Below are 12,884 nucleotides of genomic sequence, written 5' to 3' on the forward strand. Positions count from 1 at the left end.
ATTTCTTTGGATTGTTCGTCAATTTGTAATTTGATTATTCTATGATTTTGTTAAATAAAAAATCTCGACAAATAAATTAAAAGATACTATATTTAGCTATATGGATTTCTAGACGTCTATTTGATGTTTAAAAATGACTTATCGATTTAGGAGTTTTGTTATGCCTATTTGTATTCCTGACTCATTACCTGCGGTTAATGTATTACGTAATGAGAATGTATTTGTTATGACTTCATCGCGTGCTAATACCCAAGAAATTCGACCTCTTAAGCTTCTTTTTTTAAATTTAATGCCTAAAAAAATCGAAACAGAGAACCAATTTTTACGCTTACTTTCTAATTCGTCTTTACAAGTTGATATTCAGTTATTACGTATTGATCAGCGAGAGTCTAAAAATACGCCTATTGAACATTTAAATAGTTTTTATTGTGATTTTGATGATATTTGTGAGCAAAATTTTGATGGGTTAATTATAACAGGTGCCCCACTAGGGAAAGTGGCCTTTTCCGATGTTGTGTATTGGTCTAAATTAGCAGAAATTATTACTTGGGCAAAAGATCATGTTACTTCAACTATGTTTATTTGTTGGGGTGTTCAAGCTGCTTTGAATGTCTTATATGATTTACCTAAATTTACTCGCACGCAAAAGTTATCGGGTGTTTTTCAGCATCATATTTTGCAATCTAATGCAATTTTAACACGCGGTTTTGATGATACCTTTTTGGCTCCCCATTCTCGTTATGCTGATTTTCCAATTGATAAAATAAAAACATATACAGATTTAACTATTTTAGCTGAGTCTGATATTACTGGTCCTTATTTAATGGCTACAGCAGATAAGCGGATGGTGTTTGTAACAGGTCATCCTGAATATGATTCTTCAACGTTGGCCAATGAATATTATCGAGACTTAAATGCAGGTATTCATCCTGATATGCCATATAATTATTTTCCTGATAATAATCCTCATTTAACACCAAAAGCCACATGGCGTAGCCACGCTTACCTATTATTTAGTAACTGGCTCAACTATTATGTTTACCAGTTAACTCCATTTGATTTAACTACTCGAAATTTAACGATTGATGACTAATAAAGGTTAGCCGCATCTTATAATCAAATTTTGTTAGGTTGTTGCTAGATTTATTTAACAATAACCTATTTAAATTGGATCTTACAATGCCAAATATTAAATAATAATTGGTTAAACTTGCGAAATATGATCTGAATGTAATTTTAGTTATATAACTAGACTTGTAACCAAAATGTTACAGGACCATCATTAATCAATGATACTTGCATGTCGGCTGCAAATTGGCCAGTTTGAGTTGTTATTTTTTGTTGGCATTGTTCTACAAAAAACTGGTAAAGCCTATTTGCTTCATCGGGTTTAGCGCCTTTTGTAAAGCTTGGTCGCATTCCTTTTTTAGTGTCTGCAGCTAGGGTAAATTGAGAAACAACTAATACTTCGCCATTAGCTTGGTTAACATTTAAATTCATTTTTCCTTCATTATCGCTGAAAATACGATAACCTAAAACTTTGTCACATAAACGAATTGCTTTTTGTTCGTCATCGTCTTGCTCAATTCCGAGTAAAATCAATAATCCCTGATTAATCTGCCCAATAACAATATTGTCCACTGTAACACTAGCTTGTTTTACTCGTTGGATTAAGGCAATCATAATTTAATTACTCTGGCAAAGAAGGATTGTTAACAACATGTTTTTTTTGTCGGTTATAGTCAGTTAAGGTTGCTGCAAATTCGGCTCCAAACAAGACAATACACCAAGAAAAATAGATCCAAACTAACATAATGGGGATTGATGACACTACTCCGTAAATAAGTTGATATGTAGGAAACGAAGTAACATATAGTGCAAATGCGCGTTTACTTATTTCAAATAATGCTGCAGCGACAAATGCTCCAATCATCGATTCTTTTAAAGGTACAGACTCGGTCGGGATAATGCTATAAAGTAGCCAAAATCCAACTACAGAAATAATAAACGGTAAGCAATTAAGTAGTATATTACCCGTTGTTGCTGTAGATAGCCATTTCAATGAAAAAATATAAGAGCTAACCGCTATACTAGAGCCAATTAAAATTGGGCCTAAGGTTAATATTGTCCAATACATGGTTAGATTGTACATAAAGGAACGTTTGCGTTTAGTTTGCCAAATATGATTAAGTGCTGTATTAATTGAGTTGATAAGCAACAGTGAAGTGACAATCAGACCAATTATACCAACAAAGGTCATTTTTTTTGTATTGGAGATGAATTGTTCTAAATAATTTTGAATGGTGTCACTCGCCGTTGGAACAAGATTGTTATAGATTAATTGTTTCAATAAATGGCTAATTTCATCAAACATAGGAAAAGCTGAAAGTAAAGAAAAAATAACGGTAATAAGTGGAACTAGTGCTAGTATAGTGGTATAAGCAAGTCCCGCAGAAGAAGTTGTTAGTCGGTCATGGTTGATACGATTCCATAACATTTTCATAAAAATCTGTATTTGCGTCATTGATCTCATCGGCTTTTTATATTCTAGTTAGAAATAACACAATTATTAATCCCATTACTATTTAATAAGTTTAATGTGATATCGGCTTCTTTTTTACTGGTATAAGGTCCTACTGTGACTCGATATAATTGGCCTGATGAAATATTGCCACTAACCCCCGTCATTGCGAGCTTAGCCTTTAGTTTATCAGCATTAGATTTATCTTTAAATGCTCCACATTGCAATAGCCATTTGTTTGTAATAGCTTGTGTTGATTGTGATGTTACATTTGATGTTTGGTTTTGCGTTGTTGCTTCTTTTTTAGAAGACGTTACAGTGTGTGAATTATTGACAAAGCTATTTAGGATTTGCTCTCTTTCACTAGCAATTGAACTTGATGTTGAGCCATAATTAGCATTAGGGGTTTCTAATTCTTTAAGGTACGTCCAACGCTCTTGAGGTTGTTCAGGTAAAGTTATTGAAGGAGGTTGAGTTTTTGCTTTTGGTGGTTCAACGGGTTTTTTAGGTGTATTATTTGCAACAAAATAGAGAATAGCAGAAAATAAAATAATGATTATAATAGCCAAAAATATCATAAAATTAGGCTTATTTCGTGACTTACTTTTTTTTGATTGGCTCTTTTTTCTGACATAATCACGCTGAACCACAATAAACTCTCTTTTTAATAATATTATGTAAAATAAAACTAGTATATAAATAAAAAAAGTGGCTTACACCACTTTTTTTCGTATTTTTTTAACTATGTTAGTTAAAAGATTAATGTATTAAGCCAACGCTTTAATTTGTTTGATTAAATTTGCTTTATGACGTGCAGCTTTATTTTTGTGAATTAAGCCACGAGCCGCTTGACGGTCAACAACTGCTTGCATGTCTTTGAATGCCACTTCAGCTGTTTGTTTATCACCAGCTGCAACAGCTGCGTAAACTTTCTTAATATAAGTACGCATCATTGAACGGTTACTAGCATTATGTTTACGGCGTTTTTCGGATTGAACCGCACGCTTCTTAGCTGATTTGATATTAGCCAAAGTCAACTCCCAAGTTTAGATAAAAATTACATATTAATAAGGTGGCAAAATATGCCTTAATTTCTTTCTATTGTCAATGGCGTTACATAAAAAAATATGTTGGTAGTTTTTGTATTTATTATTAATGTTTATTATTTGCACAGTAATCCCTATAACCTAAAAAGAATTTTTATGTTAGAATAGCGAAAGTTTTATTTTATTTATATTTTACAAGGGGAAGTATCATGTCTATTATTAGAATGCAAGATCTTGATCTAAAAGGAAAACGCTTATTTATTCGCTCAGATCTTAATGTGCCGGTCAAAAATGGTAAGGTAACTTCCGATGCGCGTATTAAAGCATCACTACCTACTATTGAAGAAGCCATCAAAAAAGGTGCTAAAGTAATGGTTACCTCTCATATTGGCCGTCCAACAGAAGGTGAGTATAATCCAGAGTTCTCTTTACAACCTGTTGTTGATTATTTAAAAGAACATGTGTCATTCCCTGTTCGTTTAGTAAAAGATTATCTCAATGGTGTAGATGTAAAAGAAGGCGAATTAGTTGTACTTGAAAACGTTCGTTTCAATGTAGGCGAAGGTAAAGATGATGAAACTTTGTCTAAAAAATACGCTGCTCTTTGTGATATTTATGTAATGGATGCATTTGGTACAGCTCACCGAGCTCAAGCTTCGACTCATGGTGCTGGTAAATTTGCGCCAGTGGCTTGTGCTGGGCCATTGTTAGCAGCTGAACTTGATGCGTTAGGTAAAGCATTAGATAATCCAGCAAGGCCAATGGTTGCTATCGTTGCTGGTTCTAAAGTATCAACAAAATTAACCGTACTTGATTCTTTATCAAAAATTGCTGACCAAATTATTGTTGGTGGCGGTATTGCTAATACTTTTATTGCCGCTGAAGGTTATAATGTAGGTAAGTCTCTTTATGAAGCAGACTTAATTCCAGAAGCTAAAAAATTAATGGCTAACTGTGAAATCCCAGTTCCAACTGATGTTCGTGTTGCAACAGAATTTAGTGAAACAGCAACAGCGACTGAAAAATCAGTTAAAGATGTTAAAGAAAATGAACAAATTCTTGATTTAGGTGATAAATCAGCAGAAGTATTAGCAAATATTATCAAAAATGCTAAAACCATTTTATGGAATGGTCCAGTGGGTGTTTTTGAATTTCCTAATTTCCGTCGTGGTACTGAAATTGTAGCCAAAGCAATTGCCGATAGCGAAGGTTTTTCAATTGCTGGTGGTGGGGATACATTAGCTGCAATCGATCTATTTGGTATTGAAGATAAAATCTCTTATATTTCAACTGGTGGCGGGGCTTTTCTTGAATTTGTTGAAGGTAAAAAACTACCCGCTGTTGCGATGTTAGAAGCTAGAGCAAAGGCCTAGTATTTGAGTTCAGTAAAAGGATGAGATAATTACTCATCCTTTAATTTTTATAAATAAATTTATAGGTAATAAAATGGTTACTAAGATTTCTGATGTTGTTAAACCTGGTGTTGTCACTGGTGATGATGTTCAAAAAGTATTTCAAATCGCTCGCGAAAATAACTTTGCATTACCTGCGGTTAACTGTGTTGACACAAATACTATCAATGCCGTTATTGAAACAGCCGCAAAAGTAGGTTCTCCTGTTATTGTTCAGTTTTCTAACGGTGGAGCTCAATTTATTGCTGGTAAAGGCCTAAAATTAGAAGGTCAAGAATGTGCTGTGTTGGGTGCTATTTCTGGCGCAAAACATGTTCATCTTATGGCTGAAAAATATGGAGTACCAGTCATTGTTCATACTGATCACTGTGCTAAAAAGTTACTTCCATGGGTTGATGGGTTACTGGATGCAGGTGAAACTCATTTTGCTAAAACAGGTAAACCATTATTTTCATCTCATATGATTGATCTTTCAGAAGAGTCATTAAAAGATAATATTGATATTTGTTGTCAATATCTTGCTCGTATGTCAGCAATGAAAATGACTTTAGAGTTAGAGCTAGGATGTACGGGTGGTGAAGAAGATGGTGTTGATAATAGCCATATGGATAGTTCAGCACTTTATACTCAACCAGAAGATGTAGCTTATGCTTATGGGCGTTTAAGTGCTATCAGTCCTCGTTTTACCATTGCAGCTTCATTTGGTAATGTGCATGGAGTTTATAAACCTGGTAATGTTAAATTAACGCCAAAAATTTTAGATAACTCACAAAAATATGTATCTGAAAAATATAATTTGCCAGCTAAATCATTAAACTTTGTATTCCATGGCGGATCTGGTTCTACACCGGAAGAAATTGCTGAAGCAGTTAGTTATGGTGTAATTAAAATGAATATTGACACAGATACGCAATGGGCTAACTGGTCTGGAATCTTAGATTACTACAAAGCAAATGAAGCTTATTTACAGGGGCAATTAGGTAACCCTGAAGGTGTTGATGCTCCAAATAAAAAATACTACGACCCTCGCGTATGGCTACGCAAAGGTCAAGACGCTTTAGTTGCTCGTTTAGAACTTGCATTTAAAGAACTTAACGCTATAGATGTTCTTTAATTTTTATGGTGTTTAGATTTAAAGTAAGGTGTTTGCCTTGCTTTAAATTTATCTATTTTTAAATTAAATCTTGCATTTTCAATTAAGTTATAGGATAATTCTGCCCTCATTTAACTTAGGGGAGCTGTCTATTTATTAATAATCATTATTAATAGAGGCGTTTGCACCCAAGCAAAGGAAACTAAAAATGGCAAAAAAAGTACAAGCTTACATCAAGTTGCAAGTTGCAGCTGGTGCAGCAAATCCTAGTCCACCAGTTGGTCCAGCACTTGGTCAACATGGTGTGAATATCATGGAATTCTGTAAAGCATTTAATGCAAAAACAGAAAGCATGGAAAAAGGATTACCAATTCCTGTTGTAATTACAGTATATTCTGACCGTTCATTTACATTCGTAACTAAAACACCTCCAGCAGCTGTTTTGTTAAAGAAAGCGGCTAAAATCAAGTCTGGTTCAGGTGAACCTAATAAGAAAAAAGTAGGTAAAGTAACGAGTGCACAAATTCGCGAAATCGCTGAATTGAAAGCTGCAGATATGAATGGTGCTACCATTGAAACGATGATGCGTTCTATTGAAGGAACAGCTCGTTCAATGGGCTTGGAAGTGGAGGGTTAATTCATGGCTAAATTATCTAAGAAGGCTAAACTTATCCGCGAAAAAGTAAATGCAACTAAACAATATGAAATCAATGAAGCAATTACTTTATTAAAAGAATTAGCTACAGCTAAATTTACAGAAAGTGTTGATGTTGCTGTTAATTTAGGTATTGATTCACGTAAATCAGATCAAAATGTTCGTGGTGCAATCGTTCTTCCCCATGGTACCGGACGTAGTGTGCGTGTTGCTGTCTTTACTCAAGGTGCAAATGCAGAAGCTGCAAAAGAAGCTGGTGCTGAATTAGTAGGCATGGACGATCTTGCTGATCAAATCAAAAAAGGTGAAATGGATTTTGATGTTGTAATTGCATCACCAGACGCTATGCGCGTTGTTGGTCAATTAGGTCAAATTTTAGGACCCCGTGGTTTAATGCCAAATCCTAAAGTTGGAACTGTAACTCCTAACGTTGCAGAAGCTGTAAAAAATGCTAAAGCTGGTCAGATCCGTTACCGTAATGATAAGAATGGTATTATCCATACTACTATTGGTAAAGCTGATTTTGATGCAGATAAGCTTAAAGAAAATTTAGAAGCATTACTTGTTGCGTTGAAACGTGCAAAACCAGCCTCTTCTAAAGGTGTATTTATTAAGAAAATTAGCCTTTCTACTACAATGGGTGCTGGTGTTGCTATTGATCAAGCAACATTAAATGCAACTGTTTAATTATTATTTATAATTAAATAGAGAAATCGGTTGGTGTCTGGCCTTAACCAGACCCCGTCCAAGACCGTAGGTGTGGTTGTTGTGTGACTACTTAATTTTTCCTACGTAGACGGTGACAGAACCTGATAAGATATAATAGAAGGATTCTGCTCATCGTGGTTGTGCTAGCTACATTTGTAGCTAGCTTGAATAAGTCTAGGCTTTTGCCTAGTATAATCCAGGAGCAATACCAATGGCACTAAATCTTCAAAATAAACAAGAAATTGTTGCTGAAGTTAATGAAATCGCCAAAGGTGCGCTATCTGCAGTTGTCGCTGATTCTCGTGGCGTAACTGTAGAAAAAATGACTGCATTACGTAAATCTGCTCGTGAAGCGGGTGTTTATATGCGTGTTGTTCGTAATACGCTATTACGCCGTGTTGTTGAGGGCACTCAATATGAGTGTTTAAAAGATACGTTTGTTGGTCCAACTCTAATTGCGTTTTCAAATGAGCACCCAGGTGCTGCAGCGCGTATTTTTAAGGCGTTTGCGAAAGAAAATGAAAAATTTGAGATTAAAGCCGCAGCCTTTGAAGGTGAGTTGATTACTGCAGCGAACATTGATCGCTTAGCAACATTACCTACATATGAAGAAGCATTAGCTCGCTTGATGTCAACCATGAAAGAAGCCGCAGCTGGCAAATTGGTTCGTACTCTTGCAGCGGTTCGCGATCAAAAAGAAGCTGCTTAATTGGCGGTTTGATTGTGAATTTTATTAATTAAAAAATGTAAATTTGGGAAACTATATTATGTCTATCACTAAAGAACAAATTTTAGATGCAGTTGCTGAAATGTCTGTTATGGATGTTGTTGAACTTGTATCAATGATGGAAGAAAAATTTGGCGTTTCTGCAGCAGCAGCTGTAGCCGTAGCCGCAGCAGGTCCAGCTGAAGCAGCAGAAGAGAAATCTGAATTTGATGTAATCTTAAAAGATGTTGGTGCTAATAAAGTAGCTGTTATTAAAGCAGTTCGTGGTGCAACTGGTTTAGGTTTAAAAGAAGCTAAAGACCTTGTTGAATCAGCTCCAGCAACAGTTAAAGAAGGCGTTAGCAAAGCCGATGCTGATGAACTTAAGAAAGCACTTGAAGAATCTGGTGCAGTTGTCGAACTTAAATAAGTTTATCGATATTACGATAAATGGCTGGGGGTTTTATACCTCCAGCCTTTTTGCGCTATAATAAGTTAAAGAATTTTATTTGAAGATTATCAATAAAAAATAATAAAGAAATAGTATATTTATTAAGCCTAATCAATTGATATTTATAGATATTTTCGATGAGGTGTCAGGTGTATCAGTTGGCGACAACACCCTGATGAATATTTAATCATGCTAAAATAGCAGATAAGCAAGTTGAGGAACTAATGGTTTACTCTTATACCGAGAAAAAACGAATTCGTAAGAATTTTGGTAAGCGTCCACAAGTCTTGGATATACCGTATCTTCTTTCTATTCAACTTGATTCGTTCCAGAAATTTATTGAGCAAGATCCAGAAGGACAATATGGCTTAGAAGCTGCATTCCGTTCAATATTTCCGATAAAAAGTTATAGTGGTAACGCTGAGTTACAATACGTGAGCTTTATGATGGGCGAACCTGTGTTTGATGTTAAAGAATGTCAAATTAGAGGGATCACTTACTCAGCACCGTTGCGCGTAAAATTACGTTTAGTTATTTATGATAAAGATGCGCCAGAGGGAACAGTTAAAGATATTAAAGAGCAAGACGTCTATATGGGCGAAATTCCTTTAATGACAGACAATGGGACTTTTGTGATCAACGGCACAGAACGTGTAATCGTTTCGCAGTTACATCGTAGTCCAGGTGTGTTCTTTGATAGTGATAAAGGTAAAACGCACTCTTCTGGTAAAGTTTTATATAATGCTCGGATTATTCCTTATCGTGGTTCTTGGCTTGATTTTGAATTTGATCCAAAAGATAACCTTTTTGCTCGTATTGACCGTCGTCGTAAACTTCCAGCAACAATTATTTTACGTGCATTAGGTTATGAAACAGAAGAAATTTTAGATATCTTCTTCGAAAAAACTATTTTTGAAGTAAGTAAATCTAAGTTAAAAATGGATCTTGTTCCTGAGCGTTTACGTGGCGATACTGCGCTATTTGATATTGAATCAAAAGGTAAAGTTTATGCTGAAAAAGGCCGACGTATTACAGCTCGTCACATTCGTGAGTTAGAAAAAGATAAAGTTAGCAAAATTGATGTACCAGTTGAATATATTGTTAATAAAGTTCTTGCTAAAAATTATGTTGATGAAGAAACAGGTGAAGTAATTGCTTTTGCCAATACTCCGATTTCATTAGAACTCTTGCTTCAATTAACTAATGCTGGATATAAAAAGATAGAAACATTATTCACTAATGATTTAGATCATGGTGCATTTATTTCTGAAACTTTAAATGTTGATTCAACTCGTGACCGCCTTGGTGCATTAGTTGAAATTTATCGCATGATGCGTCCGGGTGAGCCACCTACAAAAGAAGCAGCTGAAGCTTTATTTGATAATTTATTCTTCTCTGACGAACGCTATGATTTATCTGCTGTTGGTCGAATGAAGTTTAACCGTTCATTAGGGCGTGATGACATTGAAGGCGAAAGCGTTTTAACGAAAGATGATATCGTTGACGTAATGAAGAAATTAATCGCTATTCGTAATGGTCACGGTGAAGTTGATGATATCGACCATTTAGGTAATAGACGTATTCGTAGTGTTGGTGAAATGGCAGAAAACCAATTTCGTATTGGTTTAGTTCGTGTTGAACGAGCAGTGAAAGAACGCTTATCTCTAGGTGATCTTGATTCACTAATGCCACAAGATATGATTAATGCTAAACCAATTTCAGCAGCGATTCGTGAATTCTTTGGTTCAAGTCAATTATCTCAGTTTATGGATCAAAACAATCCACTATCCGAAATTACGCATAAACGTCGTATTTCAGCTTTAGGACCAGGTGGTTTAACGCGTGAACGAGCAGGATTCGAAGTGCGTGACGTACATCCAACGCACTATGGACGTGTATGTCCAATCGAAACGCCTGAAGGTCCAAACATTGGTTTGATTAATTCATTAGCAGTTTATGCTCGTACCAATGAGTATGGCTTCTTAGAAACACCATATCGCCGAGTTATTGATGGTGTTGTTACTGATGAAATTAATTACTTATCTGCGATTGATGAAAGTGAATTTGTCATTGCACAGGCTAACTCAAATCTTGATGAAAATGGTCGTTTTAAAGAAGATCTAGTAACTTGCCGTTTAAGTGGTGAGTCTGGTTTATATAGCCCTGAGCAAATCCATTATATGGACGTATCAACGCAACAAATTGTATCTGTTGGTGCTTCATTAATTCCATTCTTAGAACATGATGATGCGAACCGTGCCTTAATGGGTGCGAACATGCAACGTCAAGCAGTGCCAACGTTGAAAGCTGAAAAGCCATTTGTTGGTACCGGTATGGAACGAGCGGTAGCTGTTGACTCGGGTGTTACTGCTGTTGCGCGTCGTGGTGGTACAGTACAATATGTTGATGCATCACGTATCGTGGTTAATGTTAATGCTGATGAAATATATGCAGGTGAAACAGGCATAGATATTTATAACTTAACTAAATATACTCGCTCTAACCAAAATACATGTATCAATCAGATTCCATGTGTAGAATTAGGCGAAAAAGTTGAGCGTGGTGATGTGCTTGCTGATGGTCCATCTACTGACTTAGGTGAATTGGCATTAGGTCAAAATATGCGAGTGGCATTTATGCCATGGAATGGTTATAACTTTGAGGATTCTATTTTAGTTTCTGAAAAAGTGGTACAAGACGACCGTTTTACTTCGATTCATATTCAAGAGTTATCTTGTATTTCTCGTGATACGAAATTAGGTGCAGAAGAAATTACTGCGGATATTCCAAACGTAGGTGAAGCCGCACTGTCTAAACTTGATGAGTCTGGTATTGTATACATCGGTGCTGAAGTAAAAGGCGGTGATATTCTAGTTGGTAAAGTGACACCTAAAGGTGAAACACAATTAACGCCAGAAGAAAAATTACTACGCGCTATTTTTGGTGAAAAGGCATCTGACGTTAAAGATACCTCATTACGTGTGCCAAATGGTGTTTCAGGTACTGTTATTGATGTTCAAGTGTTTACTCGTGATGGTGTAGAAAAAGATAAGCGTGCAATTGAAATCGAAGAGATGCAACTCAAACAGGCAAGAAAAGATTTAACAGAAGAACTTAAAATCTTAGAAGCTGCATTGTTTGCTCGAATTCGTGATGTATTAATTTCAGGTGGAATCAAAGCGGATAAATTAGATGCTTTACCACATGAAAAATGGCTAACAATTGGTATCGCAGACGAAGATAAACAAGCTCAATTAGAACAGTTGGCTGAACAGTACGACGAAATTAAAACAGAGTTTAACAAAAAACTTGAAGCTAAACGTATGAAGATCACTCAAGGCGATGATCTACAACCTGGCGTTCTTAAAATCGTTAAAGTTTACTTGGCAGTTAAACGTCAAATTCAGCCTGGTGATAAGATGGCTGGTCGTCATGGTAACAAAGGGGTTATTTCAAAAATTAACCCAATTGAAGATATGCCATATGATGAAAAAGGTCGTCCAGTTGATATCGTATTGAATCCGCTAGGTGTTCCGTCCCGTATGAATATTGGACAGATCTTAGAAACTCATTTGGGTATGGCTGCTAAAGGTATTGGTCAGAAGATCGATGCTATGCTAAAAGAACAGCAGGAATTAGCTAAATTACGTGAATTTATTCAAAAAGCGTATGATCTTGGTTTAGGTGCTGCGCAAAAAGTTAATGTTGCAGAATTTACTGATCAAGAAGTGATGACTTTAGCACAAAATTTACGTAATGGTATGCCATTAGCAACACCTGTATTTGATGGTGCTAAAGAGCGTGAAATTAAGGCATTACTTGAGCTGGGTGACTTACCAACTTCTGGCCAAATTACTTTGTACGATGGTCGTACAGGTGAAAAATTTGAACGTCCAGTTACTGTAGGTTATATGTATATGCTCAAATTGAATCACTTAGTTGATGACAAAATGCATGCTCGTTCTACTGGTTCATACAGTCTGGTTACTCAACAACCATTGGGTGGTAAAGCTCAATTTGGTGGTCAACGTTTTGGTGAGATGGAAGTATGGGCACTTGAAGCATATGGTGCAGCTTATACCTTACAAGAAATGTTAACCGTTAAATCTGATGACGTAAACGGTCGAACTAAGATGTATAAAAATATTGTAGATGGTGATCATCGTATGGAGCCTGCGATTCCAGAATCATTTAATGTACTATTAAAAGAGATTCGTTCGCTAGGTATAAATATAGAGTTAGATGAAGAGTAATTTTCTCTAACTTAAATGATTTCTATTTATAGGGATAAC

The 12,884-nt window shown here is 35.7% G+C and carries 12 protein-coding genes; 8 read left to right on the plus strand and 4 right to left on the minus strand.

From position 1 onward, the window contains the following. Positions 1 to 160 precede the first annotated feature (160 nt). A complete protein-coding gene (gene metA / locus A9G25_RS01500; protein WP_065625436.1) occupies positions 161 to 1,093 on the plus strand; it encodes a homoserine O-acetyltransferase MetA in 933 nt (310 codons plus the stop codon). A gap of 155 nt (positions 1,094 to 1,248) precedes the next feature. On the opposite strand, the gene dtd is transcribed toward metA, so the two are convergent. The 4 genes from dtd to rpsT all read right to left on the minus strand — a co-directional run bounded on the left by dtd (position 1,249) and on the right by rpsT (position 3,552). Beyond that, the gene (dtd, locus tag A9G25_RS01505) at positions 1,249 to 1,683 is read right to left on the minus strand and encodes a D-aminoacyl-tRNA deacylase (RefSeq protein ID WP_065625437.1); all 435 of its coding nucleotides are present in this window, start codon (positions 1,681 to 1,683) and stop codon (positions 1,249 to 1,251) included. A 7-nt stretch (positions 1,684 to 1,690) separates the two neighbouring features. Continuing rightward, positions 1,691 to 2,524, minus strand: coding sequence for a virulence factor BrkB family protein (locus A9G25_RS01510; protein ID WP_218057506.1), 834 nt, complete (start codon positions 2,522 to 2,524; stop codon positions 1,691 to 1,693). A gap of 23 nt (positions 2,525 to 2,547) precedes the next feature. Then, positions 2,548 to 3,099, minus strand: a complete 552-nt coding sequence (locus tag A9G25_RS01515; protein WP_141674952.1) for an SPOR domain-containing protein — start codon at positions 3,097 to 3,099, stop codon at positions 2,548 to 2,550. 189 nt (positions 3,100 to 3,288) lie between these two features. Continuing rightward, positions 3,289 to 3,552 carry a 30S ribosomal protein S20 gene (gene rpsT, locus A9G25_RS01520; RefSeq protein ID WP_025316521.1) on the minus strand — a complete coding sequence of 88 codons (264 nt, stop codon included), beginning with the start codon at positions 3,550 to 3,552 and terminating at the stop codon, positions 3,289 to 3,291. 224 nt (positions 3,553 to 3,776) lie between these two features. Between rpsT and pgk the strand changes: the two genes are divergently transcribed. The 7 genes from pgk to rpoB all read left to right on the plus strand — a co-directional run bounded on the left by pgk (position 3,777) and on the right by rpoB (position 12,845). Beyond that, positions 3,777 to 4,940 (plus strand): phosphoglycerate kinase, encoded by a 1,164-nt coding sequence (gene pgk, locus A9G25_RS01525; protein ID WP_065589638.1) that lies wholly within the window; start codon positions 3,777 to 3,779, stop codon positions 4,938 to 4,940. A gap of 73 nt (positions 4,941 to 5,013) precedes the next feature. Then, a complete protein-coding gene (gene fbaA, locus A9G25_RS01530) occupies positions 5,014 to 6,093 on the plus strand; it encodes a class II fructose-bisphosphate aldolase (RefSeq protein ID WP_065625440.1) in 1,080 nt (359 codons plus the stop codon). Between the two features lie 187 nt (positions 6,094 to 6,280). Beyond that, complete coding sequence (rplK, locus tag A9G25_RS01535; RefSeq protein WP_034884321.1) at positions 6,281 to 6,709, plus strand: 50S ribosomal protein L11; 429 nt, start codon at positions 6,281 to 6,283, stop codon at positions 6,707 to 6,709. Positions 6,710 to 6,712: 3 nt separating this feature from the next. Further along, on the plus strand, positions 6,713 to 7,414 hold the full coding sequence (rplA, locus tag A9G25_RS01540; RefSeq protein ID WP_065625441.1) for a 50S ribosomal protein L1: 702 nt from the start codon (positions 6,713 to 6,715) through the stop codon (positions 7,412 to 7,414). A gap of 232 nt (positions 7,415 to 7,646) precedes the next feature. Next, a complete protein-coding gene (gene rplJ / locus A9G25_RS01545; RefSeq protein WP_065561374.1) occupies positions 7,647 to 8,144 on the plus strand; it encodes a 50S ribosomal protein L10 in 498 nt (165 codons plus the stop codon). Between the two features lie 58 nt (positions 8,145 to 8,202). Continuing rightward, positions 8,203 to 8,571, plus strand: coding sequence for a 50S ribosomal protein L7/L12 (rplL, locus tag A9G25_RS01550; protein ID WP_034901671.1), 369 nt, complete (start codon positions 8,203 to 8,205; stop codon positions 8,569 to 8,571). Positions 8,572 to 8,816: 245 nt separating this feature from the next. Then, positions 8,817 to 12,845 (plus strand): DNA-directed RNA polymerase subunit beta, encoded by a 4,029-nt coding sequence (gene rpoB / locus A9G25_RS01555; protein WP_065625442.1) that lies wholly within the window; start codon positions 8,817 to 8,819, stop codon positions 12,843 to 12,845. Positions 12,846 to 12,884: the final 39 nt, after the last annotated feature.

It is taken from the genome of Gilliamella sp. Bif1-4, assembly GCF_001690535.1.
Lineage (GTDB): Bacteria > Pseudomonadota > Gammaproteobacteria > Enterobacterales > Orbaceae > Gilliamella > Gilliamella bombi.